Source organism: Streptomyces roseochromogenus subsp. oscitans DS 12.976 (assembly GCF_000497445.1).
Classification (GTDB): domain Bacteria; phylum Actinomycetota; class Actinomycetes; order Streptomycetales; family Streptomycetaceae; genus Streptomyces; species Streptomyces oscitans.
The window spans coordinates 358,077-381,367 of record NZ_CM002285.1 but is presented as its reverse complement, the minus strand read 5'-3'; the positions used below and the strand labels follow the sequence as shown (position 1 = coordinate 381,367).

At 72.5% G+C, this 23,291-nt stretch carries 23 protein-coding genes; 10 read left to right on the top strand and 13 right to left on the bottom strand.

The annotated features are described in order from the left end of the window. The 4 genes from M878_RS52245 to acsA are packed head-to-tail and all read right to left on the bottom strand — an operon-like array spanning position 1 to position 5,514. On the bottom strand, positions 1 to 1,563 hold the full coding sequence (locus M878_RS52245; RefSeq protein ID WP_023544413.1) for a 2-oxo acid dehydrogenase subunit E2: 1,563 nt from the start codon (positions 1,561 to 1,563) through the stop codon (positions 1 to 3). Beyond that, positions 1,560 to 2,648, bottom strand: a complete 1,089-nt coding sequence (locus M878_RS52240) for an alpha-ketoacid dehydrogenase subunit beta (protein WP_023544412.1) — start codon at positions 2,646 to 2,648, stop codon at positions 1,560 to 1,562. The genes M878_RS52245 and M878_RS52240 overlap by 4 nt, the downstream gene beginning before the upstream one ends. Further along, positions 2,645 to 3,670, bottom strand: coding sequence for a pyruvate dehydrogenase (acetyl-transferring) E1 component subunit alpha (pdhA, locus tag M878_RS52235; protein WP_023544411.1), 1,026 nt, complete (start codon positions 3,668 to 3,670; stop codon positions 2,645 to 2,647). Before pdhA ends, M878_RS52240 begins: the two co-directional genes overlap by 4 nt. Beyond that, on the bottom strand, positions 3,667 to 5,514 hold the full coding sequence (acsA, locus tag M878_RS52230; RefSeq protein ID WP_023544410.1) for an acetate--CoA ligase: 1,848 nt from the start codon (positions 5,512 to 5,514) through the stop codon (positions 3,667 to 3,669). Before acsA ends, pdhA begins: the two co-directional genes overlap by 4 nt. Before the next feature lie 157 nt (positions 5,515 to 5,671). Here acsA and M878_RS52225 point away from each other — a divergent pair, with 157 nt between their 5' ends. The 9 genes from M878_RS52225 to M878_RS52185 all read left to right on the top strand — a co-directional run bounded on the left by M878_RS52225 (position 5,672) and on the right by M878_RS52185 (position 13,791). Continuing rightward, positions 5,672 to 6,301, top strand: coding sequence for an MBL fold metallo-hydrolase (locus M878_RS52225; RefSeq protein WP_023544409.1), 630 nt, complete (start codon positions 5,672 to 5,674; stop codon positions 6,299 to 6,301). 112 nt (positions 6,302 to 6,413) lie between these two features. Then, positions 6,414 to 7,613, top strand: coding sequence for a 4Fe-4S dicluster domain-containing protein (locus M878_RS52220; protein WP_023544408.1), 1,200 nt, complete (start codon positions 6,414 to 6,416; stop codon positions 7,611 to 7,613). After that, entirely contained in the window at positions 7,610 to 8,428 is an 819-nt protein-coding gene (locus tag M878_RS52215) for an FAD/NAD(P)-binding protein (protein ID WP_023544407.1), read from the top strand. Before M878_RS52220 ends, M878_RS52215 begins: the two co-directional genes overlap by 4 nt. 17 nt (positions 8,429 to 8,445) lie before the next feature. After that, the gene (locus M878_RS52210; RefSeq protein ID WP_023544406.1) at positions 8,446 to 9,324 is read left to right on the top strand and encodes an NADH-quinone oxidoreductase subunit B family protein; all 879 of its coding nucleotides are present in this window, start codon (positions 8,446 to 8,448) and stop codon (positions 9,322 to 9,324) included. Further along, complete coding sequence (locus M878_RS52205; RefSeq protein WP_023544405.1) at positions 9,321 to 10,667, top strand: Ni/Fe hydrogenase subunit alpha; 1,347 nt, start codon at positions 9,321 to 9,323, stop codon at positions 10,665 to 10,667. The genes M878_RS52210 and M878_RS52205 overlap by 4 nt, the downstream gene beginning before the upstream one ends. Further along, positions 10,664 to 11,134, top strand: a complete 471-nt coding sequence (locus tag M878_RS52200; RefSeq protein WP_023544404.1) for a hydrogenase maturation protease — start codon at positions 10,664 to 10,666, stop codon at positions 11,132 to 11,134. Before M878_RS52205 ends, M878_RS52200 begins: the two co-directional genes overlap by 4 nt. 141 nt (positions 11,135 to 11,275) lie before the next feature. Further along, positions 11,276 to 12,151 carry a universal stress protein gene (locus M878_RS52195; RefSeq protein ID WP_023544403.1) on the top strand — a complete coding sequence of 292 codons (876 nt, stop codon included), beginning with the start codon at positions 11,276 to 11,278 and terminating at the stop codon, positions 12,149 to 12,151. Positions 12,152 to 12,687: 536 nt separating this feature from the next. Further along, complete coding sequence (locus M878_RS52190; protein WP_023544402.1) at positions 12,688 to 13,224, top strand: Rv1733c family protein; 537 nt, start codon at positions 12,688 to 12,690, stop codon at positions 13,222 to 13,224. A gap of 123 nt (positions 13,225 to 13,347) precedes the next feature. Further along, the gene (locus M878_RS52185; RefSeq protein WP_023544401.1) at positions 13,348 to 13,791 is read left to right on the top strand and encodes a universal stress protein; all 444 of its coding nucleotides are present in this window, start codon (positions 13,348 to 13,350) and stop codon (positions 13,789 to 13,791) included. Between the two features lie 213 nt (positions 13,792 to 14,004). Here M878_RS52185 and M878_RS93430 read toward each other — a convergent pair whose 3' ends face one another. The 5 genes from M878_RS93430 to M878_RS52160 form a co-directional block, all read right to left on the bottom strand. Beyond that, on the bottom strand, positions 14,005 to 14,181 hold the full coding sequence (locus M878_RS93430; RefSeq protein ID WP_245238358.1) for a hypothetical protein: 177 nt from the start codon (positions 14,179 to 14,181) through the stop codon (positions 14,005 to 14,007). A gap of 99 nt (positions 14,182 to 14,280) precedes the next feature. Beyond that, entirely contained in the window at positions 14,281 to 14,739 is a 459-nt protein-coding gene (locus M878_RS52175) for a CBS domain-containing protein (protein WP_023544399.1), read from the bottom strand. 61 nt (positions 14,740 to 14,800) lie between these two features. Next, positions 14,801 to 15,790: an Acg family FMN-binding oxidoreductase gene (locus tag M878_RS52170; protein WP_023544398.1), complete on the bottom strand. Its 990-nt coding sequence runs from the start codon at positions 15,788 to 15,790 to the stop codon at positions 14,801 to 14,803. Between the two features lie 214 nt (positions 15,791 to 16,004). After that, positions 16,005 to 16,886: a universal stress protein gene (locus M878_RS92835; protein WP_023544397.1), complete on the bottom strand. Its 882-nt coding sequence runs from the start codon at positions 16,884 to 16,886 to the stop codon at positions 16,005 to 16,007. Between the two features lie 385 nt (positions 16,887 to 17,271). Then, positions 17,272 to 18,651 (bottom strand): nicotinate phosphoribosyltransferase, encoded by a 1,380-nt coding sequence (locus M878_RS52160; RefSeq protein ID WP_023544396.1) that lies wholly within the window; start codon positions 18,649 to 18,651, stop codon positions 17,272 to 17,274. 169 nt (positions 18,652 to 18,820) lie between these two features. On the opposite strand from M878_RS52160, the gene M878_RS52155 reads away from it, so the two are divergent. After that, positions 18,821 to 19,243, top strand: coding sequence for an Hsp20/alpha crystallin family protein (locus M878_RS52155; protein WP_023544395.1), 423 nt, complete (start codon positions 18,821 to 18,823; stop codon positions 19,241 to 19,243). A 61-nt stretch (positions 19,244 to 19,304) separates the two neighbouring features. Here the strand turns inward: M878_RS52155 and M878_RS52150 are convergent, their stop codons facing one another. From M878_RS52150 to M878_RS97240, 4 genes are all read right to left on the bottom strand, one after another. Further along, entirely contained in the window at positions 19,305 to 19,925 is a 621-nt protein-coding gene (locus M878_RS52150; RefSeq protein ID WP_023544394.1) for a V-type ATP synthase subunit D, read from the bottom strand. Continuing rightward, the gene (locus tag M878_RS52145) at positions 19,922 to 21,325 is read right to left on the bottom strand and encodes a V-type ATP synthase subunit B (protein WP_023544393.1); all 1,404 of its coding nucleotides are present in this window, start codon (positions 21,323 to 21,325) and stop codon (positions 19,922 to 19,924) included. Before M878_RS52145 ends, M878_RS52150 begins: the two co-directional genes overlap by 4 nt. Then, positions 21,322 to 23,103, bottom strand: coding sequence for a V-type ATP synthase subunit A (locus tag M878_RS52140; RefSeq protein ID WP_245238010.1), 1,782 nt, complete (start codon positions 23,101 to 23,103; stop codon positions 21,322 to 21,324). Before M878_RS52140 ends, M878_RS52145 begins: the two co-directional genes overlap by 4 nt. Next, a partial coding sequence (locus M878_RS97240) for a hypothetical protein (RefSeq protein ID WP_158692621.1) occupies positions 23,100 to 23,291 on the bottom strand: 192 nt, incomplete at its 5' end. The genes M878_RS52140 and M878_RS97240, both read right to left, overlap by 4 nt.

Genomic DNA, 23,291 nt, shown 5'->3' with positions numbered 1-23,291 from the left:
TCACAACTCCTCCGGTTTCTGCAGCAGTTGGTCGACCGCCGTGAGGTACCGGGCGCCGACCGCACCGTCCGTGGCCCGGTGGTCGGCGGCCAGGGTCGCGGTCACCACGGGGCGCACGCCGAGCATGCCGCCGGTCGCCCAGGGCCGTTCGACGACCGCGCCGAAGCCGACCAGGGCCACCTGGGGTGGATGGATGACGCCGAACACACTCTCCACGCCCTGGTCGCCCAGGTTGGTGACGGTCAGGGTGGCGCCGGACATCTCGCTGCCCCGCAGCCGTCCCCGGCGAGCCCGCTGCACCAGATCCTTGAGGCGGGCCATGAGGGCGTCGGGCGACAGGGTGTCGGCGCGGTCGATCACGGGTGCGAGCAGTCCGCCCTGCCGGAGCGACACCGCGACACCCAGGTTGACCGCGGCGCCGGGGACGAAGCCGCCATTCTGCCAGTAGCCGTTCAGGGCCGGCACCTCGCGCGCCGCCACGGCGGCGGCCTTCAGCAGCAGAGCCGCCGGCACGAGGCGGTCGGCGGGCGGCCGGCTGCGGTTGAACCGGCGCAGCCAGTCCATGGCCGCCGCGAGGTCGATCGTGGTGGACAGGTAGTAGTGCGGGATCTCCCGTTTGGATCTGCTCACGAGGTCGGCGACGGCCCGGCGCATGGTGTCCGTACGTTGCTCCGGCCGGGTGTCTCCCGCCACAGCCACCTGCGTGCGCTCCTCGTCCCGCTGCTGTGCGGTCGGCCGCTCGGGTTCGTGTCGTACGGCTCGTGCGCGCACAGCCGCGTGCACATCCGCCGCCCGCACGGCTCCGCTGTCTCCCGTGCCGCGCAGCGCCGCCAGGTCGACGCCCAGGTCATGGGCGAGGCGCCGGGCGTACGGGGTGGCCCGCACCCTGGTCACCGGGCCTGGCCGGGCGTGCTCGACGTCGCCACGGGTGATCCGTCCGCCGCGCCCGGTGCCGTGCAGTGTCGTCAGGTCGACGCCTCGCCGCACCGCGAGGTGCCGTACGAGCGGTCCGGTCCCGGGAATCGAGTCGGTCTCTGCGGACACGACGGGCTGCTGGGCAGTTGGGCCGGCCGCCGTGTGTGCGGACTTCTTCCCGGGTTCCGATCGGATCTCCGGGACGGACTTGAGCCCCCCGACCGTCTGCCGCCGAGGTTTCGGGTGTTCGACCCCTGCGGCCCGTTCCCGATCGGCCTTCGCGCGCATCGGCGGCTCCTGCGGGAGGGGCCCCCTGACGGATGCAGCGACGGATGCGGCGACCATGGGCGGGACCGCCTCAGCCCCGGTCGCCGTCGGCTCCCCACGAGCGTCCGCCCGCGCGCCGCTCGCGCCCTCGCCCTCGATGACCGCGAGTGGTGCGCCCACCGGCACCCTGGTGCCCGGTGGGACGAGCAGCCGTCCCACCGTGCCCGACTCGAAACACTCGACCTCGATGGCCGCCTTGTCGGTCTCCACGACGGCCACGACGTCGCCGTTGCGCACTCGGTCCCCTGGGCCCACGAGCCACTCCTTCAGTACGCCTTCGTCCATGTCCGCGCCGAGCGAGGGCATGGTGAACTCGGTCATCTCAGCCCGCCCTCCCGATGGACCGGCAGCCGCTTCGCCTCGTCGGTACCGGACGCCGGCATGGGGTCGCCGACCGTTCGGTGTGCGGCAGCGACGATCCCGTGGACCTGGGGCAGTGCGGCCTCCTCCAGCCTGCGCGCATACGGCATGGGAACCTCGGCGCTGCACACCCGCTCGACGGGGGCGTCCAGGTCGTAGAAGTGCTGTTCCGTCAGGCGGGCGGAGATCTCCGCGGCGAGGCTGCCGCTGCGCCAGCCCTCGTCCACGACGACGGCGCGGTGGGTGCGGGCGACCGAGTCGCCGATGGTGGCGTCGTCCAAGGGGCGAAGGGTGCGCAGGTCTACGACCTCCGCGCTGATGCCGCCGCCCGCGAGGTCGTCGGCGGCGGCCAGGGCCTTGGGAAGTGAGCCGCCGTAGGTGATCAGGGAGACGTCCGTCCCGGCGCGGCGGACCGCAGCGTGGTCGATGCCGACCGGACCGGCGTCGGCCGGCAGTTCTCCGGAGGCGTTGTACAGGCTGCCGTGCTCGAAGATCAGTACGGGGTCGGGGTCGGCCAGCGCGGGGGCCAGCATGTACCGGGCGTCGGTGAGGGTCGCCGGGGCCAGGACCCGCAGGCCGGGGATGTGCGCGTACCAGCCCTCCAGGCTGTGCGAGTGCTGGGCGGCGAGCTGCCGCCCCGCCCCGGTGGTCATCCGGATCACGATCGGCACCGGCAGCTGGCCGCCCGACATGTGCAGCAGCGTCGCCGCGTTGTTGAGGATCTGGTCCAGGGCCAGCAGGCTGAAGTTGACCGTCATGATCTCGACGATCGGCCGCATGCCCGCCAGGGCCGCGCCGATGCCGGCGCCGACGAACGCGGACTCCGACAGCGGGGCGTCGCGGATCCGCTCGGGTCCGAACTCCTCCAGCAGACCGAGGCTGACACCGAAACAGCCGCCGTACCGGCCCACGTCCTCGCCCATCAGGAACACCCGCTCATCGGTGCGCAGCGCCTCGCGCAGGGCCTCGCGCATCGCCTCCCGATACGTGGTCTTCCGGTCGGCGGGAGCCGTGGGGACGGCGGTACGGGTGTGGGTCGCGGTCATGGTGGGCTCGCCTCCACCGGGCTGGTGACGTACTTCAGCAGATCCTCGACGGGTTCTTCCGCCGCCCGCTCGGCGGCTGCGACGGCGCCGTCGATCTCGGTGGCCAGGCGGTCCTCCAGGGCGCTACGGGCCTTGTCGGTCAGCTCGTTCGCCTCCCGCAGCCGCCGGGCGAGCCCCTCGACCGGGTCCCGCTCCTTCCAGTGCTCGATCTCGGCCTTGTCGCGGTAGCGGTCGGAGTCGTACATGGAGTGGGCGCGGAAACGGTACGTGCGCATCTCCAGGAAGTGCGGTCCGGTTCCGGCCCGTACCCCTTCGGCGGCCCGGCGGGCGGCGTCCTCGACGGCGAAGACGTCCATGCCGTCCACGGCCCAGGAGACCATGCCGTACCCGGCGGCACGCAGCGCGAGGTCGGTCTGGGCCTGGTGACGCGCGAGCGCGGTGCCCATGGCGTACAGGTTGTTCTCGCAGACCAGCAGCAGGGGCAGTCCCCAGAGCGCGGCGAGGTTGGCCGTCTCGTGGAACTCGCCCTCGGCGAAGGCGCCGTCGCCGAAGAAACAGCAGGTGACACGGTTCCGTTCGGTCATGCGGTCGGCTAGGGCGAGGCCGGCCGCAAGGGGGAGCCCGCCGCCGACGATCGCGTTGCCGCCGTAGAAACGACGGCCGGCGTCGAAGAGGTGCATGGAACCGCCGCGGCCCCGGCTGCACCCGGTGACCCTGCCGAACATCTCCGCCATGATCGCCTCGGCCGGAACCCCGCGGGCGAGGGCGTGTCCGTGTTCGCGGTACGTCGACACGACCGCGTCGTCGGCCGTGAGTGCCTCGTTGACGCCGACCGCGACGGCTTCCTCGCCGATGTAGAGGTGCATGAAACCCCGGATGCGGGCGGCGCTGTACAGCTCCACACAGCGTTCCTCGAACCGGCGGACGCGCAGCATCGACTCCAGCAGGGCCAGACGGTGCGCCGCTTGGCGGTTCGGCCGGGTCGCGGGCCGCGGCGCGCGCGGGGTACGGGTGGTGCTCATACGGACTGCTCCGTCCTCTCCGCGGAGGAAGCCTTCGAGGCGGAGTCTTCCGGCGTGGAGTCCTCCAGAGTGGATATGTCACCCTCGGGCAGACCGAGTTCACGTGCCCGCAGCAGGCGGCGCATGACCTTCCCGCTGCGGGTGTGCGGCAGATGCTGGTCGAAGTCGATCTCACGGGGTGCCACGGCGGGACCCAGCCGGCGCCTTGCGAAAGCCAGCAGTTCCCGCCTGGTCTCGGGGGTCGCCTCGAAGCCCGGCTGCAGCGTGACGAACGCCTTGACGATGTTCCCGGCGACCGCATCCGGCCGGCCGATCACCCCGGACTCGGCGACCGCCGGATGCTCGATCAGGGCGCTCTCGACCTCGAACGGCCCGATGAGGTGCCCCGCCGACTTGATGACGTCGTCGGCCCGCCCCACGAACCAGTACCAGCCGTCCGCGTCGCGCCGTACCAGGTCGCCGGTGAGGTACCAGCCGCCCGCGAAAGCCGCCGCGGAGCGTGGCTCGTCGTGCAGATAGCCGCGGAACATGGACGGCCAGCCGGGCCGCAGCGCCAACTCGCCCTCCATGCCCGGCTTCTCCAGTACGGTGACGTGCCCAGCGATGACCTCGGCCCGGCCGTCCTCCCCGCGCCGCAGCACCGCCGCCTCCACACCGGGCAGCGGACGCCCCATCGAGCCGGGACGGATCTCGCAGCCGGCGAAGTTGGCGATCATGATGGCGCCGGTCTCCGTCTGCCACCAGTTGTCGTGGACCGGCAGACCGAGCACGTCCCGCCCCCACACCACAGCCTCCGGATTCAGCGGCTCGCCGACCGAGGCGATGAACCGCAGCGCGCTCAGGTCGAACGAGCGGGGCAGGTCGTACGGCCCGGTCCGCGGCGTCGTCCGCATCAGCATGCGCAGGGCCGTCGGCGCGGTGTACCAGACGCTCACCCGCTGCTCGGCGAGGATGCGGTACCAGCGGCGGGCGTCGTAGTCGCCCTCGTCCACCACGACCGTCACGCCGTGCATGAGCGGTGCGAGGATCCCGTACGACATGCCGGTGACCCAGCCCGGATCGGCGGTGCACCAGAACACGTCGTCCGGGTGCAGGTCGAGGGCGTACAGCGCGGACATGTAGTGGGCCACGGCCGCCTCGTGCACATGCACCGCGCCCTTGGGGATGCCCGTCGTGCCGCTCGTGAAGTGCAGCAGGGCCATGTCGTGGGGCGAGGTCGGCGGAATGGTGAAGGTGTCGGCTGCGTCGGCCATCAGCGTGGCGAATGACATGGTGCCGGGCAGTTCGTCCGTGCCCTCGCCGACGATCAGTACGTGGCGCAGGGCGGCGAGCCCGCCGCGTCGTCCGGCGACCTTCCTGCGGTACAGGTCCGCCGTGGTGACCATGACCTGCGCGTCGCTCAGCGTCACCCGCTGGGACACCGGGTCCGGTCCGAAGGCGGAGAACAGCGGGCACAGGACGCTGGTGTTCTTCAGCGTGCCCAGGACCACGGTGTACAGCTCGGGGCACCGGCCCAGCAGCGTCACCACCCGGTCGCCGTGACCGATACCGAGGGCACGGAGCACGTTGGCGAACCGCGCCGTGGCACGGGCCAGCTCCTCGTACGTCACCGAGGTGACCGAGTCGTCCCGCCCGACACAGCGCAGCGCGACCGCCGTCGCGCGGGCCGATGCCGCGTGCCGGTCCACGGCTTCGTGCGCGATGTTCAGCCCGCGCCCGCCGGGCAGTCCCTGAAGCCTGGCCCGCGCGTCCGACCACGAGAAGCCCGCGCACTCCTTGTCGTAGTCGCCCAGATGGGGGGCGATCCGAGGCGGGGTGTCCTTCCGGATGGTCTCCCACGGCATGCCGGACCCTCCTTCCTCCGGGCCTGCTTCGACCATCCGCCCCTGCTGCCCCGGCCGCACTGGGTCGAACGGCCTTCGTACGCGGCCGGACGGCTCAGGTACGCGGCCACGGCGCGGCTGGGACGATGACCGGGGCGATCCCAGGGAGGTGACGGGTATGGCGCCGCGGCTACGACTCACGCTGCTGGGCGTGGGCGCCATGGCGTCGCCGCGCTTCGCACCGGCCGGCCTGCTGGTCGTCCACGGCCGCCATCGCGTCGTCTTCGACGGCGGTCCCGGCGCGGAGCCGCCCGAGGGCCGGGTGGACGCCTGGCTCGTCACCGACGAGCATGCCGAACTCCGCTCCGCCCTGCGTCACCTCGCCGCGGAGCGCGGGCTGGTGCCCCGCATGGCGGACGCGGACCTCGGCGAGCTGCGGGTCCGCGCGCATCCGGTCGCGCACACCTCGCATCCGACCTGCGGTTACCGGATCGAGGCAGGGGCGGCGGCGGTGGTGTGGGCTCCTGAGTTCTGGGCCTTCCCGGCCTGGGCGGCGGACGCGGACCTGATGTTCGCGGAAGCCTCGGGCTGGGACCGCCCCATCCGCTTCCGCGGAGGAGTGGGCGGGCACGCCCCCGTGCGGGACATCGGCCCGGAAGCGGTACGGCACCGGATCGGGCGCCTGGTCTACGCGCACATCGGCCGCCCCTGTCTGCGGGCGATGGACGCCGGTCTGATCCCCGAGTACGGGGAGTGGGGACGCGAGGGCCGTACCTACCTCGTCTTCCCACAGCGGCGAGCGTGCTGAACCATGCTCAACGAGGACAACGGGACGAACGGACCAGTCCCCTGCCCGCATGGCTCCATCGACTACCCGCATGGCTCTATCGACGTCCCATCGCAGGGGAAATGCTGCGGTCATGAGCACCGACGCCGATGTGAACGCCTCCGCGCCCGCCGGGACCGACGGGCTCGTGATGGGCAAGGACGGCATGGCCGCGCTCGTGGACGTGCTGATCGGACGCGGGTTCACCGTGATCGGGCCCACGGTCCGCGACGGTGCCATCGTGCTGGCGGAACTGGGGTCGGCTGACGAGCTGCCGTACGGATGGGGCGTGGAGCTGGAGGCCGGGCGGTACCGGCTGCGCGAGCGGTCCGACGGCGCGGCCTTCGCCAACGCGGCGGGTCCCCAGTCCTGGAAGTCCTTCCTGCATCCGTCGAGGGTGCGGGAGTGGAGCGCCGACCGGGTGGAGGGCCAGTTGGTCTTCGAGGCGGACCAGGCGCCGCCTCCTCGGTACGCGTTCCTGGGCGTGCGTCCCTGCGATCTGCGGGCCATCGCCGTCCAGGACCGGGTCCTGACCGGTGGGGCGCACCGCGACCCCGGCTACGACGGGCGACGCTCCGGGGCCTTGCTGATCGCGGTCGAATGCACGGAACCCGGTGCCACCTGCTTCTGCGTCTCGATGAACACCGGCCCCGCCGCCGGCCCCGGCTACGACCTGGTGATGACCGAAGTGGCCGATGACGACGGGCACCGCTTCTGGATCCGCGGCGGCAGCCAGGAGGGCGCCGAGATCCTGGCCGAGCTGCCAGGCCGCCCCGCCGACCCGCAGACCCAGGAGGCGGCTCGCGCAGGCGTTACCGCGGCCGCGGACCGCATGGGACGGACCATGCCCGAAGCGGACCTCAGGGAACTGATGGCCGGAACGCTCGACGCGCCCCGCTGGGACGATGTCGCCGGACGGTGTCTGACCTGCGGAAACTGCACCATGGTCTGCCCCACCTGCTTCTGCACCACCACCGAGGACGTCACCGACCTCACCGGCGACCACGCGGAGCGGTGGCGGCTGTGGGACTCGTGCTTCGACCTGGACTTCTCCCATCTCCACGGCGGCCCGGTCCGCGCCTCCTCGCGCAGTCGCTACCGGCAGTGGATGACCCACAAACTCGGCACCTGGTACGACCAGTTCGGCTCGTCCGGCTGTGTGGGCTGCGGCCGTTGCATCGTGTGGTGCCCGGTCGGCATCGACATCACCGAGGAAGCCGCCGCTCTGCACGATTGGGCTGCCTCCACCGGCTCACCGGAACCGGACCCGGCGGGCGGAGACGGCACGCCATGAGCACTGTCGCGCCCCCGCTGCCGTACCGCGTGGCCGAGACCCTGGCCGAGACCGCCGACACACGGTCCATCGAACTCGTGCCGGTCGGAGGCGAACTGCCCTCCTTCGCACCGGGGCAGTTCGCGATGATCTACGCGTTCGGGGTCGGCGAGATCCCCCTCTCGGCCAGCGGTCTGCGCGGACGCCACGGCGGGCTGGTGCACACCGTGCGCGCCGTGGGTGCGGTCTCGACCGCTCTCTGCCGGCTGCGCCGGGGGGACACCGTGGGGCTCAGCGGGCCGTACGGAACAGGCTGGGACCTTCGGGCGGCAGCCGGTCACGATGTGCTGGTGATCGCCGGTGGCATCGGGCTGGCCCCGCTCCGGCCGGTCGTGCACGAGGTCCTGGACCGGCCGGATCACTACGGCTCGCTTGCGATCCTGGTGGGCACCCGTACTCCCGCGGACCTGGTCTACCGGGACGAGATCGAGAGCTGGTGCGGCCCGGCGCGGGTGGAGGTGACTGTCGACCGTCCCGGGCCGGGCTGGCGCGGTGCGGTGGGTGTGGTCACCACCCTCCTCGACCGTCTCGATCTGCGGCCCGAGCGAACCTGCGCGCTTGTGTGCGGGCCCGAGGTGATGATGCGGCACACCGCACGCGACCTGCTGGTCCGGGGTCTGGTCGCGCAGCGCGTGCAGGTGTCCCTGGAACGCAATATGCGCTGTGCCACCGGGCACTGCGGCCACTGCCAGCTCGGCCCGCTCCTGCTGTGCCGCGACGGTCCGGTCGTCAGCTACGACCGCGTGGCCCCGCTGCTTCTCGTGCGGGAGTTGTGACGTGAGGGAGCTGTGACATGACCACTGAACCGGGACGGGCCACCGACCCACGGCCGACGCTCGCCGTGTGGAAGTTCGCCTCCTGCGACGGGTGCCAGCTGACCCTGCTCGACTGTGAGGACGAACTGCTCGGCCTCACCGACCGCGTACGGATCGAGCACTTCCTGGAGATGACCCCGGCCGAGGGCGCCGGCGGGGAACGTGCGCGGCTGGACGGCCGGGGGCCGTACGACCTCTCCCTGGTCGAAGGATCGATCACCACCGCCGAGGACGCCGAGCGGATCCAGCACGTCCGCCGCATCTCCCGGTACCTCGTGACCATCGGAGCCTGCGCCACCGCGGGCGGCATCCAGGCGCTGCGCAACTTCTCGGACGTCGACGAGTTCATCGCCGCGGTCTACGCCCGCCCGGAGTACATCTCCACGCTGGAGACTTCCACCCCGATCTCGGCCCATGTCCCGGTCGACCTCGAACTGCGCGGCTGTCCCATCGACCGACGCCAGCTCCTCGAAGTCATCACCGCCTACCTGGCCGGGCGTAGACCCCGGGTCCCCGGCCACAGCGTCTGCTTCGAGTGCAAGAGGCGCGGCACCACCTGTATCACCGTGGCCCACGGCATCCCCTGTCTGGGCCCGGTCACGCACGCGGGGTGCGGTGCCATCTGCCCCGCCTTCGGACGCGGCTGCTACGGCTGCTTCGGACCCATGAGCCGGCCCAACCTGCGCTCGATGGTCGCCCAGTTGCGCCACGACGGGATGAGTGAGCAGGACATCCAGCGTGTCTTCCGCACGTTCAACGCCGCGTCGCCCGAACATGCCCCCGTACCCGACCTCGCGGCCGAGAAGCAGGAGAGGCCGCCGGCGACGACGGAAACCCACCCGGAAAGGCCCGCATGAACCCTCGCGGAACCCGCGTCCTGCGACTCGACGCGCTGGCCAGGGTGGAAGGCGAGGCAGCCCTTCATCTGCGTGTCGACGGGGGGACCGTCGCGGAGACACGGCTCCGCATCTACGAACCGCCCCGTTTCTTCGAGGCGCTCCTGAGCGGCCGGGGCCATACCGAACCCCCCGACATCACGTCGCGCATCTGCGGCATCTGCCCGGTCGCGTACCAGATGAGCGCCTGCCAGGCGATCGAGAACGCCTGCGGTGTCACGGTGGACGGCCCGCTCGCGGACCTGCGGCGCCTGCTGTACTGCGGCGAATGGATCGAGAGCCACACCCTGCACATCTATCTGCTGCACGCGCCGGACTTCCTCGGCCTTGCGGACGTGGTGGGACTCGCCCGCGACCAACGTGCCGCCGTGGAGCGCGGCCTGAGGCTCAAGCAGTCCGGTAACGCGATCCTCGAACAGCTCGGCGGTCGGCCCATCCACCCCGTCAACGTCCGGATCGGCGGCTTCTACCGGACCCCGGCGCCGCGGGAACTCCGTCCGCTGGCGGAAAGGCTGCGGCAGGCCCGGGAGGACGCGCTGGAGACCGTGCGCTGGGTCGCCGCGTTCGACTTCCCCGACGCTGTGTACGATCACGACCTGCTCGCCCTCCGCGACCCTGGCCACTACGCCATCGACTCCGGAACACCGGCGGTCATCGCCGCCCGGGGCGGACCCCGGGCGGCCCGCGAGTTCGCCCTCTCCGATTTCGAACAGCACGTCCGGGAACGGCAGGTCCCGCACTCCACGGCCCTGACCGCCACACTCGACGACCGCCGCTTCCTGACCGGCCCGCTGGCCCGCTACGCGATCAACGGCCAGTGGCTGCACCCAGTGGCGGCCGAAGCGGCGCGGGACGCGGGACTGGGCGACCCCGCCCTGGGCGCGATCTGCGACAACCCCTTCCGGAGCATCGTCGTACGTGCCGTGGAGGTGGTCCATGCCGTCGAAGAGGCCCTGCGGATCATCGACGGATACGCACAGCCTCCCCGACCGGCCGTGGAGGTCCCGCCGCGCAGGGCGGTCGGCGCCGGGGCCACAGAGGCACCCCGGGGGCTGCTGTACCACCGCTACGCCCTCACGGAGGACGGCACGCTCACCGGGGCCCGCATCATCCCGCCCACGGCCCAGAACCAGACGGCCATCGAGGAGGACGTACGCAGGGCGGTGCAGACGCGTCTGGACAGGGACGGGCCCGACGCCGACGACGAGGAGCTCACTCTCCTGTGCGAACGAGCCATCCGTAATCACGATCCCTGTATCTCCTGTTCCGCGCACTTCCTCGACCTGACCGTGGAGCGCACATGAGCGGCCGGGTGGTGGTGATCGGGGTGGGCAATCCGCTGCGCGGTGATGACGGGGCCGGCCCGGCAGTGGTGGAGGCGTTGCGGGGGCGTGTTCCGGACGACACCGTCCTGACGGTCAGCGACGGTGAACCCGCACGCATGCTCGACCTGTGGCGCGGTGCGGACACCGTGGTCGTGGTGGAAGCCCTCCGTACACGGTCGGGCCGGCCGGGTGAGCTGCACACCCTGACACCGGAGGAGGTGGCCGGACACCCAGCGGGGACGGCGAGCACGCATGCCTTCGGGCTGGCGGAGTGTCTCGCCCTGGCGGAGGCTCTCGGCCGGCTGCCGCAGAAGCTGGTGGTGCATGCCGTCGAGGTGGCCGACGTCGCACTGGGCGCGGGCCTGAGCGAAGCGGTGCGGTCGGCTCTCCCCGAGTTGACCGACCGGGTTGCCGCCCGCGTGCGGCAGGCGTACGAAGGGAGCTGACGGCGCCGGTTCTCGATAGGGGGCCGAAGGTCCTCCGGCGCGGGCCGAAGCGCCCCTCGCGGCTTCAGGGGCGGAGTGCCACGGTGAAGTTCACCTCCATGCGTTGCACGAGGTGGCGGCCTTGTGAAAGGTGGTGGCGAGATGGCACGTCCCCTGGTGGTGGGCGTCGACGGGTCGGACCCGAGTCTGCTCGCGGTCGACTGGGCCCTGGACGAGGCCGCACGCCACGGTCTGCCGCTGAGGCTGGTCCACGCCTCCCTGTGGGCGCGTTATGAGGACGCCCTCCCGTCGGTGAGCCAGGGGCGCCCTTCCGAGCAGGTGCTGGCGGAGCACATCGTGGCCTCCGCGGCCGAACGTGCCGAGCGCCGCAACCCCGATGTGAAGGTGACCGCCGACATCATTCCCGAGGACGCCGCGGACACTCTCGTACGCGAGGGTGACGATGCCTTCGCGCTGGTGACGGGATCGCGCGGCCGTGGTGGGCTCAAGGGAATGCTTCTCGGATCGGTCAGTCTGGCCGTGGCGGGCCGCGCGCCCTGCCCGGTGGTCGTGGTCCGGGGCGATCGGGCCGGGCTCGCGGGCACGCACGAGCGGATCCTGCTCGGCCTCGGGGAAGCCGACGCGAGCGCGGAGGCCCTGCGGTTCGCCTTCCGCGAAGCCGAGGTGCGCGGTTGCGTCCTGGACGTGGTACGGGCCTGGCGCAGGCCCGCCTACGAGCGGAGCGGCGAGCGGGTACGAACCGGAGCAGCGGCGGACGTGTACGAGGAGCGGGCCTCCGCCCTCCTCGACGCGCAGCTCAACGCCGTGACCGCCGAGTATCCGCACGTCCGAACGCGGCCGACGACGCTGGAAGGCTCCGCCGGAAAGGTCCTCGCGGACCGGTCCGCGGCCGCCGATCTCGTGATCGTCGGCGCACGTCGCAGGACGGGCCGCTTCGGGTTCCAGCTCGGTCGCGTGAGCCACGCCGTGCTGCACCATGGCCAGTGCCCCGTCGCGGTCGTACCGCAGCGGCGGTGAGCGCGTCCCCTGTGGACGGAGGGACGATGAGCAAGCGCACCCGAATCGACCCGCGAGCCGAGCGCACCGGCTGCGGTGCCCGGCGGCTCCCCTCGCCGAGGTCGGCGCGCCTCCGGGCAGCGCGGCCGACGGCCGGCTCCGCCCGCAGGAACGCCCAACGCGGGGCCGGGGATTGGATACTGCTGCCCGGCGGGACGTGGCGGCAGGTCGAGACCATCCGCGTGCGGACTCTGTTCGGCTGACGAAGTCTGTCTGGCTGAGAACGAGAGACACGCGCCGAAGCGGTCGCCGGCACGTCCGCGCCCACGTACTGGACCGCCCTGTCTCCTGGCTTCTTGGGGCCGAACGGCACTGGTGAGGCCCGTGGGGCTCATACCGGGCGGATCCACGGTGCGGGACGGCGACAGTCGTACGGAGCCGACGAACCGAGAGCGGAGGGCCGTGCCACGCGGACACCGGATCCTCCCGGCCACCGGCCTTCCCCCGGCTCACCCGCCCAGTGGGGCCCGCTCGGGCCCGCCAGCGGCCGGAGCCCCTTGGAACGGCCGGCGGACAGGCTGGAGCGCAGGCTTCGCGCCTTCCTGACGGCCCTCGCCGTGCTGGCCCTGCCGCTCGCGGTGTGGGCCGCCGGACAGGCGACCTACAGCCACTACACGCAAGTACGGCAGACGCAGCCGGCGCGGCTGCACCCCGTCACCGCGCTCCTGCTGACGGACGCACGGTCGGGCGGCGACCGTCCCGGCGCGCAGTCGGGTTTCGACGCGCTCGCGCGGTGGAGCGACCACAACGGCCAACACGCGGGTGTCGCGCCGGTGCGGGCCTGGCTCCACCAGGGGGCCACCGCGACCGTCTGGCTGGACGCCCACGGCACCATCGCCGCCCCTCCGGAAGGGCGGGATTTCGCGGCGACCGCCGGAGTGGCGGTGGGCTGCGGGACGGCACTCGCGGGCGTCGCGGGCGCGTACACCACGCGGTGGGCCGTCGGACAGTACTTCGAACGCCGCCGCGCGGCCCGGTGGACCCGCGAGCGGGAACGCTTCGAGCCCGGCTGGACGGCGCGCTGTCGCAGCTGATCGCAGCGCCGTTCGTCATGCGCCCGGAGGCGTAACTCTGGCGATGTGGCCATGCCTCGCGCAGCGTGGGGACGAAGGCGCGACCGCTCGGGCGGCCTGACAGCCGTAGGAGAGGTGGGACAGATGGACAAGGATGTCTCCGGGCCGAGGATCGTGGTCGGCGTCGACGGGTCGCGGTCCTCGTACGCGGCTCTGCGCTGGGCCGTGCGCTACGCGGGCCTCGTCGGCGGCACGGTGGACGCGGTCGCGGTGTGGGAGCTGCCGGGGCTGTACGGCTGGTCGGCGCCCGCCGTGGACATGGACGTCGACGAGGACGAGACCCGGCAGAAGGTGACGCGGGAACTGACCGACGTACTCGGCGAGGACGCGACGGACACCGTCCGGACCCATGTGGTCCACGGCAACGCCGCCGACGTCCTGTTGCGGGCGGCCGAAGGCGCCGAGGTCCTGGTGGTGGGCAGCCGGGGCAGGGGCGGGTTCGCCCGCGCCCTGCTCGGTTCCGTCAGCCAGCATGTGTCGCAGCACGCGAGCTGTCCGGTGGTGATCGTGCGCGCCGAGCCGTCCTGAACTTTCAGCCGAGGTCCGAGCGACCCGGGACTCCTCGGTGATCGCGGTTTCGATGACCTCGACTCCCGCCTTGCTGAGCCATCGAGGAGGCCAGGTGTTCTCCGCCTCGTTGACCCGCGCGGCCACGCGCGACGCCGAACCGGCCCCTCGCGAGCAGGCTGATGACGAGGTTGTCCTCGCCCCGTCCGGTGGCGGCGATGACGAGGTCGCAGGTCAGCGCGCCCGCGCGCTCCAGCAGTACGAGCTCGCACGCGTCCTCGGCCTCTGGGGCCGTTCCAGGACGTACGCGAGGAAGGTGATCGCCGAAGAGACGAGCAGCACCACCGCGAAGAGGTCGGTGAACTGGGCGACCAGCCGCCGCTGCACGTGCCCGCGGCTCACGCCGGGCAGTTCCTTGGAGCCGTAGCGGGCTTGCCGTGCGGCGGCCTCGGCCGGGGTGAGACCGCGCGGCCGCCCTCGCGCGGTGCGGCCGTCGCCCGGCGGGCCGGTTCAGGGCACATGCGGAACTCCGCATGCCGACGACGGCCCGGGCGGCTCATGGAGCACGCTCCAGGCGACCGCTCCCAGCAGGTCGCCCAGCCGCCGGAAGACGTCCAGGAACAGGTCGTCGACCGTCAGCATCCCGACCACCCGGTGCCCGTCGAGCACCGGAAGGCGGCGCACCCCGGTACGGCGGAACGCCAGGTACGCGACCTGGAGGTCGTCGTCGGCCTCGACCGTGACGACCTCGGCCGACATCACCCTGTCCACCGGTGCGTCCGGGGCCAGGCCGCCGCCCAAGCCGCGCAGGGCGACGTCGCGGTCGGTGACGATGCCGAGGAGTGCGTCATCCTCCACGACGAGGACGGAGCCCACGGCGTACTCGGTCATCCGCCGGGTCACCTCCACCAGCGATACGTGGGGCGTGACGCACACCGGCGGGGCGGTCATCGCCTCGGAGACCTTCATGCGCATACTCCTCACTGTCGGGTCCGGACCCTGTGGCTGCGCCGGGACGCAAGGGACGCTCTCAGACGATGTCGAGCACGTCGTCGACCGGTCGGCGCGGGCTCGGGTGGCCCTCGGGGCCGTAGCCGAGCCGGAGCACCATCTGCACATGAGCCATAGCCGAGACGGGGTCACGAGCCGCCCACCTGAGGTCGGGCCATTCCAAAGGCTGCGAGATCACCGAGGCGACCAGCCCGTCCGTGGTGGCCAGGAGCAGGACCCGCTCCAGTGCCTGCCCGGCGCACAGCCAGTCCGAAGGCTCGTCATAGGCCGTGCCCAGCAGGGCGATGTTCGGGTTCTTCTCGAACGACGCCCAGGGGCGGTCCGGCATCGGGCGTCCAGCGGCGAAGTCACGTACGAGAGTGCCGCCACCGCGTGGGGCGGGGCCGAACGCCTCGGCGGGGATGCCGTCCGTCGCCCCTTCGGTCCCCGACGGTTCCGTGTGCGCCCACTGTTCCGTCTCACCGCGTATCCCCGCGTCCAGCGCCTCCGATCCCTCGGCGTCCCGCACCAGCTCCAGGATCGACTGCACGTGCCAGGCTCCCGGGAACAGCAGGTGCGCGCCCTCGGCACGGGCCGCGTCGTGCAGACGCTCCCGCACGGCGGCGGAGATCCCCTCGTCGCGGAACGGGTGGCGGCTGGAGTGCCGGCGTACGATCGCCGGCCGCAACAGGGCGAGCGCCTGGTCGGGGTGAGCGGTGCCGCGCAGACGCACCTCGGCGAGGAACTCCGCGTCGGCCGGGTCCGGGAGCAGCCGGACCTCCGGCGCCAGCTCCGCCGCGGCGGCGGCCACCCGGAGGTTGAGCAACGCGGCGCCGCACCCTATGTGCAGACCTCGTTTCTCCGGGTCGGTGCGCGGCAGGGTGCGTTCCAGGTCGGCGTACAGGCGCAGGACGCCGAGGCCGCGAAGGTAACGGAACCTCCAGGGCTGTGCGTTGTGCAGCGAGGGCGCCGCCGTGGCATCCGCCACGAGGTCCGTGATGGTGTGTTCGTCAAAGGGTTCTGCAGACACGGTGGCTTCCCTTCGCCGCGGGTGTGCCGGTTCAGGCCAGAGAGGCCGACGCCCGCGCCGCGGACGACAGACCGAGCGCCTCCGTCCGATGCCTCCACCCTGTGCTCCGGGCGCCGCGGCGGGGCAGGGGCCGAGCGGGCCTGATGCGGGGCCGAGAGGGCCTGACGTGAGGCCGAGCGGACTTCCTCTGCCCACTGCGTACCGGCCGCGTGGCCTACACAGGTGCGGACGGTACGGCGATCACGGGGCAGCGCGCGTGGTGCAGTACGCCTTGGCTGACCGAGCCCAGCAACATGCCGGTGAATCCTCCGCGGCCCCGGGTGCCCACCACCAGTCCCAGCGCGTGGGCCGAGGCCTCGGTCAGCACCTGCACGGGATGCCCGACGACCAGTTCGTGACGCAGGTCCACCTCGGGGTAGCGGGCGCGGCGACCGGCCACGATCTCGGAGAGCAGCCGGCGGGACTCCTGCTGCGGCCCGTGCTCGTCGAACACCCTGAACGGACCGGCCTCCCAGACGAACAGGGCCCGCAGCTCGGCGCCGCGCAGGGCCGCCTCCTCGAACGCCATGTCGACCGCGGCCGCGGAGTGGTCACTGCCGTCGACGCCGACGACGAAGTACGCGGGATCCTGGGTGATGTGCTCCGGCTCGGGTACGACGACCACCGGGCAGTGTGCGCGGGCCATGACGGGCACGGCGACCGACGCGGAGCCGAAGATCTCCTGCGCCCGGCTCAGGTGCCGCGAGCCGAGTACGACGGCCGCTGCGTCGCGGCTCTGCTCGCGCAGCACCCACACGGGATCGCCCTCCGTCAGCACGGTGTCCACCTGGAGCTGAGGGTGCTTCGCCGCGACGAACTCCGCGACCTCTTCGACTACCTGCTGGCCCGCCTTGTGCAGTGCCGCGTTCCACTCCTCCCAGGACGGCCGGATCTCCCGTCCCCGATAGCCCCTGGTCGGCACGCCCTCGGCGTGGACCGCACGCAACGGCAGCCGACGGCGAGCGGCTTCGTCGGCCGCCCAGGCCAGCGCCATCCGGTGGGTGGGATCGGGATCGACGCCCACCACGATCGGCCGTCGGTCACCGGGCCGGGACATGACCGCCTCCGGTGATCGGCTCGTCGTGGGCCGACGGGGCTGCCGCAGACCTGCATGCCACAGACCTGCCTGCTGCATGTCCGTCGTCGGCCCGGCGCACGTCGTAGGCCCGGGCTGTGACTCCGGCCCTGGTGCCGCGTACCACCATCTCGTCCCCCGCACCGGCGCGCATCGAGGCCCCGGCCGCCGCAGGGCCGGTACTCGGCACAGCCGGGTGGATCGTCTTCGTTGATGCGGGAGCGGACATCGCCCTCGCCTCCTCCCTGCGGTTGGCACCGAGGAGTGCCGCCGCCGATTCCATTGCAGGCCGCGCTACGGCCGATCTGCCAGGGGCCATTGGTCCCGAGGCCGGGCTCGGCGACCCCCTCCGCGCCGGGATTGTTGACTACGTGCGCTCGGCCAGCGCTGGGCCGCAGGAGGGCGCCGGACCCGCGTGCTCCGGGTCCAGTCGGGCTTCGATGCCGGCGCGTACCCTGGCGGTCAGCTCGGCAAGGGCCCGGGAACGGACCGGCCTGACCGGATCGGGGTCGTGGATGCGACGGGCCGGTTCGGGGAGACCGGCCATGTCCTCGCGGAACCGCTCGCGGGCGTCCTGCCAGTGGTCCGGCGGTCCGGTTCGCCGACCGCCCCGCATGACGGTGCGCAGCAGCGGCCGGGCGGAGTCCGGCGGCTCCTCCCCGCACAGCGCGATGACGTCGGGCCGTCCGGTGCGGCGGAACACCTGCTTGCGGCCCGGTGCCGTGACCTTCGCCGAGGACAGCTTCATCACGGGGCGGCCGTCGTACTCGACGAGCTTGTACGCGGCGTCCAGATAGGGGGCGTCCGCCGCCACGCCCACCCGCGTGCCCACGGCGTACACGTCGATCGGGGCGCCGGCGCGGACCAGCCGGGCCACGCCGTACTCGTCGAGCCCGCCGCTGGCCACGATCCGCACGTCGGCCAGACCGGCGGCGTCCAGAACGGCGCGTGCCCGGCGTGCCAGCGCTTCTAGGTCGCCGCTGTCCAGGCGGATGGCGCAACCCGGACCGCGCCGGAGCTCGCTCAGGACCCGGGCGGCTGTGCGCACGCCTTCCTCGGTGTCGTAGGTGTCGACGAGAAAGGTGACCGGCCCGGGGTGGGTGCGCGCGAAAGCGCGGAACGCCTCTTCCTCGCCCGGAAACGCCTCGACGTACGAGTGAGCCATGGTGCCCGACGCCGGGATGCCGAGGGCGGTGGCGGCGGCGACGTTGCTGGTGCCGGCGAAACCCACCAGGGCACCCAGCCGGGCCGCCTGGTGGCCGGCCCACGGGCCGTGCGTGCGGCGCAGCGAGAAGTCCACGACAGGCTTACCCTCTGCGGCCAGGACGCAGCGTGCCGCCTTGGACGCCACGGCCGTCTGGTGGCACACCTGGTTCAGCAGGTACGTCTCGACGAGCTGGGCCTGCGGCAGCGGGGCGGTCACCTCCAGCAGCGGCTCGTCGGCGAACACCGTATGACCCTCCGGCACCGCACGCACCTCGCCCTCGAAGGCGAGGCCGAGGAGGGGTTCGAGGTCCCGGACCGGTCGGTGCAGCGCGGCCGCGAACTCCTCGACGTCCTCCCGCTCCACACGGTAGTCGGCCAGGAAGTCCAGGGCGGGTTCCAGACCCGCGGCGACGAGGAAGCCCCGGCCGCGCGGGAGGTCGCGGACGAAGAGGCTGAAAGTGGCCGGGGCCCGCATGTCCTCCCGGAGGTAGGACAGGGCCATGGTCACTTCGTAGAGATCGGTCGTGGTGACGTCGGACATGGTGATCGCCGCCGTGTGTGGTCGTTCCCTCGTTACCAGTCTGATCGCGCCAGGTGTGGGTAAAAAGGACATAAGGCCCCTGGTGTGGGCTGTTCGGCCTCAGTACGACAGCTCCGGGCGCGCTGCACCGGAGGTGTCGGCAGACGACGACAACCGAGGAGGTACGGTGATGGCAACGCTGAAACGCGCGCAGAGGTTCCCGTTCCCGGACATCCCGGACTGGTTCGAGAATCTTCCCGCCCGGTTCGCGATGCCCACCATGGGCGAGCTGTACACGGTGCGCATCGAGGACTACACGGAGGAAGGCCGTTATGTGATGCGGGCGGAGCTTCCGGGCGTGGCGCCCGAGAACATCGACGTCTTCATCAGCGACGGGGTACTCACGGTCCAGGCCGAACGCAGCGAGCGGGACGTGTCGAAGAACCACAGCGAGATCCGGTACGGCGTGATGAGCCGCAGCGTGACGCTGCCGCCCGGCGCCGACGAGGACGACGTCACGGCCGACTACACCGACGGCATGCTCACGGTGAGTGTCGGCATGGGCGCCGAGAAGCCGGCGGCCAAGCACGTCGAGATCAAGCACGGCACCTGACGGCAGCCGGCTGCGCGGGGCGGGCCCGGCCACGGGCCCGCCATCGGTGTGCCGGCGGCTTTCACGCGGCTCCGTGCGTCGCGGCCCAGCGGCGTCGTACCGCTTCCTCGTGTTCGGCTTCCTCCAGGGCGAGTTCCACCGCCGCCACTTCACCGCGCAGCCGGGGGATCCAGTGGCGGCGCAGGGCGCGGACCCGCTGCCGGGTCCGTGCCGCTTCGGCGGCGAGCAGTTCGGCGGCCGACCGGTGGGCGGCGTGGTCCGCCGCGGCGCGGACCGCGGCACGGTAGGCCGTCTCCGCGTGCGCGAGCGCCGTGTTGGACGGCGTCGGTTCCGCCGGTGAGCGGACGGGTCCGGTCCAGGCCACGCCCGCGGGATGGCGTACACCCATCAGCGCGTCCCACCGGACCTCGACGGAGGCCTGGTCCGCCGGGACCGCCTCCGCCAGCGCTCGCTCGCCGCCGAGCAACACCCCGCGCACCAGCCAGGATTCGGCGTCAGCCAGCCGTTCCCGCCAGACGCGACCGGCTTCCTCAGCCGCTCGTCGCTCCGCGCGCTCCCGGTCCAGCAGGAGCCGGAGCTTGCGTTCCAGCAGGTCCGCTCCGCGCAGCGCGGTGGCGAGGCTGTGGCGAAGCCGTAGCCGGCCGGCACGCCCCGCCGGTACCCGGCGCCCGTGCTCGCTCATGGCGTCTCCTCGTGCCGGGGCGGGGCATGGGCGTCGAGCAGGTCGGCGGGGATCATGCCGAGCTGGCTGGTCGGAAGGGTCAACAGCACCTCCCAGGCCCGGTCCAGGGACTCGTCCAACGACCGGTTCTCGTCCGCGCCCTGGGCGAGGAACCGGTGGCGGAAGGCGTCCTCCAGGTCCAGGAAACGCAGGTCGGTCGGGCTGAGCGCGGGGCGTCCGATCAGGTCGGCGAGGTCGCGCACCTGCCGGGAGCGGGCCAGCGCGGCGATCAACTGCGCGGCGACGGACGGATGATCGGCGCGGGTGCGCCCTGGTCCGGTTCCCTTGCGCATCAGCCGGGACAGCGAGGCCAGTGGGTCGACCGGGGGATATGTGCCGGTGGCGTGGACCTCGGCGGAGAGCACGATCTGGCCCTCCGTGATGTAGCCCGTGAGGTCCGGCACGGGGTGGGTGATGTCGCCCGCGGGCATGGTGAGTACCGGGAGGACGGTCACCGATCCCGGGCGGCCCCTGATCCTGCCGCAGCGTTCGTAGAGGGACGCGAGGTCGCTGTAGAGGTAGCCCGGGTAGGCCCGGCGCGCCGGTATCTCGCCCCGCGCGGCCGACACTTCGCGCAACGCCTCCGCGTAGGCCGTCATGTCGGTCATCACCGCCAGGACGTGCCGGCCCTCCGTGAACGCGAGGTGCTCGGCGACGGTCAGCGCGAGACGTGGGGTGAGCAATCGTTCGATCACCGGGTCGTCGGCCGTGTTCACGAGGAGGGCCAGTTCCCGTGCGGCGGAGCGGGCGGCGAGCCCGTCCCGGACGAACGCCGCGTCGGCGTGCGTGAGCCCCATGCCGGCGAACACGACGGCGAACGGCTCACCGCCGCACGTCGCCTGGGCCGCGATCTGCACCGCCAGCTCCAGATGGGGCAGGCCTGCCGCCGAGAACACCGGCAGCTTCTGGCCCCGCACCAGCGTGGTGAGGACATCGACGGCGGCCACCCCGGTCAGCACCGGCTCGGTCGGCGGCTCACGGCGCACCGGGTTGATCGGCGCGCCGCCGACCGGCGCGTAGGTTCCGCCGAGCACGGGCGGCCCGCCGTCGGCCGGTTCGCCCCGCCCGTTGCACACCCGTCCCAGCCACCCGGAGCCCACCGGCATGCGCAGCGGCGTCCCGGCGAAGGCGATGCGGGTGCCGGTCCGGTCCATGCCGGCCGTGTCCTCAAGCACCTGAACCACCGCGAGGTCCCGGTCCACTTCGAGGACCAGCCCGTGCCGTCGTTCACCGGAGTCGAGCACGATCGTCGCGAACTCGTCCCAGCCCACCCCGCGCACGCCTTCGACGACCACGAGCGGCCCGCGCAGTTCCCGCACGCCCGTGTACTCGACGCCCACCGCGTTGCCTGTGCCGCTCATGTCGCTCCCCGTGTCACTGCCTTGAGCCGATCCAGCACGGTGTCCCGTGCGGCTGCCACCGGAGCGGTCTCGGCGGGGCCCGCGGTCTCACGGGCGCGCAGGAGCGGCGTGAAGTCCACTGCCTCGACCGTGTCCGCCGGAGCGCCGGAGTCCACCAGTTCCAGACAGCGGTCGATCACCGTCAGCGCAGCTTCGACGAGTACGGTGGTCTTCTCGGGGGCGCTGTAGGCATCTGCCGATGACAGTGCGTTCTGCTGGATCACGGCCTCGCGCAGCAGCCGCCCCGCGAGCACGCTGACCCGCTCCCGTGGCGGCAGCGCCGTGATGCCCACCAACTCCACCAGATCGGCGAGCCGGTCCGCCTCCGCGAGCAGCCGTGCCACCCGTCCGCGCCGCTCGGCCCACCCCGGGTCACCGGCCCGGGCCTGGGAGGCGGTCAGTGCGGCGGCGTCCCGAGAGAAGGATTCCGCCCAGGAGACGGCGGGGTAGTGGCGGGCGTAGGCAAGGTCGCGGTCCAGGCTCCACAGGCACCGTACGAAGCGTTCGGTGTGCGCGGTGACCGGCTCGGTGCGGTCGCCGCCCGGCGGGGACACGGCACCGATCACCGTGACGGAGCCGGTCGCACCGCCCAGGGTGCGCACAGTGGCGGCCCGCTCGTAGAACGCGGCCAGTCGGGAGGCGAGCCCCGCCGGATAGCCCTCCTCGGCAGGGAGTTCGCCCATCCGGGAGGCGAACTCACGCAGTGCCTCCGCCCAACGGGAGGTCGAGTCGGCGATGAGCACGACGTCCAAGCCCATGTCGCGGAAGTACTCGGCCACCGTCGCACCCGTGTGCACGCTCGCCTCGCGGGCCATCATCGGCATGTTGGAGGTGTTCGCGATGGTCACCGTGCGATCGGCCAGGCGTCCTCCGGTGCGGGGGTCGGTCAGCTCCGCCAACTCCGCGATGACGTCCGCCATTTCATTCCCGCGCTCGCCGCAGCCGACGTAGACGATCACGTCGGCGTCGCACCACTTGGCGATCTGCTGCAACAGCATGGTCTTCCCGGTGCCGAAGCCGCCCGGCGCGGCGACCGTACTGCCGCGGGCCACCGGGAAGAGCAGATCGACGGCGCGCTGCCCGGTGTGCAGCGCCAGGTCCGCCGGCAGTCGCTCCGCGACCGGCCGCGGCGTGCGCACCGGCCAGGACTGTGCCATGCGCACCTCCTGCCCGCCCACCACGGCGAGTACGGTGTCCGGGGAGTGATCACCCGCCGCCGCGATCCGGGTCACCGTGCCCGAGAGGTCCGGAGGCACCAGGAGGCGGAGCGACACGCTCGCTCCTATCTCCCCCAGAAGGTCCCCGGCCGAGACCAGTGCGCCCTCGGCGACATGTGGAGTGAACGGCCAACTACGCTCGTCCGGCGCCGCGTTGGATCCGCTCGTCAGAAGGTCACCGGCGCAGGCCAAGGGCCGCAGCAGACCGTCGAACACACCGCGCAGCAGATCCGGGGCCAGCCGTACGGACAACGGCCGGCCCTGGGGCTCCGCCGGATGTCCGGGGGCGAGCCCGCCGGTGTACTCGTACGCCTGGACGGTGGCCGTATCGCCCTTGATGGCGACCACCTCGCCCGGCAGCCGGGCGGCGCCCAGCATCACCAGGTCGTGCATGGCGACCGAGGCGGGGCAGGCGATCTCCACGAGGGGGCCGGCGACCCGGAGGATCCGTGGGCGCGCTGCGCCGTCCGTTCGTGAGAGTGCCGGTTCGGCGTCTGCTCCCTGGATGCCGCCCGCGGTCACGGTGGCCCCCACAGCGTCTCGGCCCGCGCGCCCAGCCGGTCCAGGGCGCGGTCGGCGAGGGCGTCCGCCGACAGATCGACCCGGCGGCCGGGCACCTCGGCCGTCACCCCGCCCCCTGCGACAGCCGAGACCCGTGCCTGCGCGCCCAGCATGGCTCGTGCCGTCTCCGCGAGCCGGGCCCGCGGTAC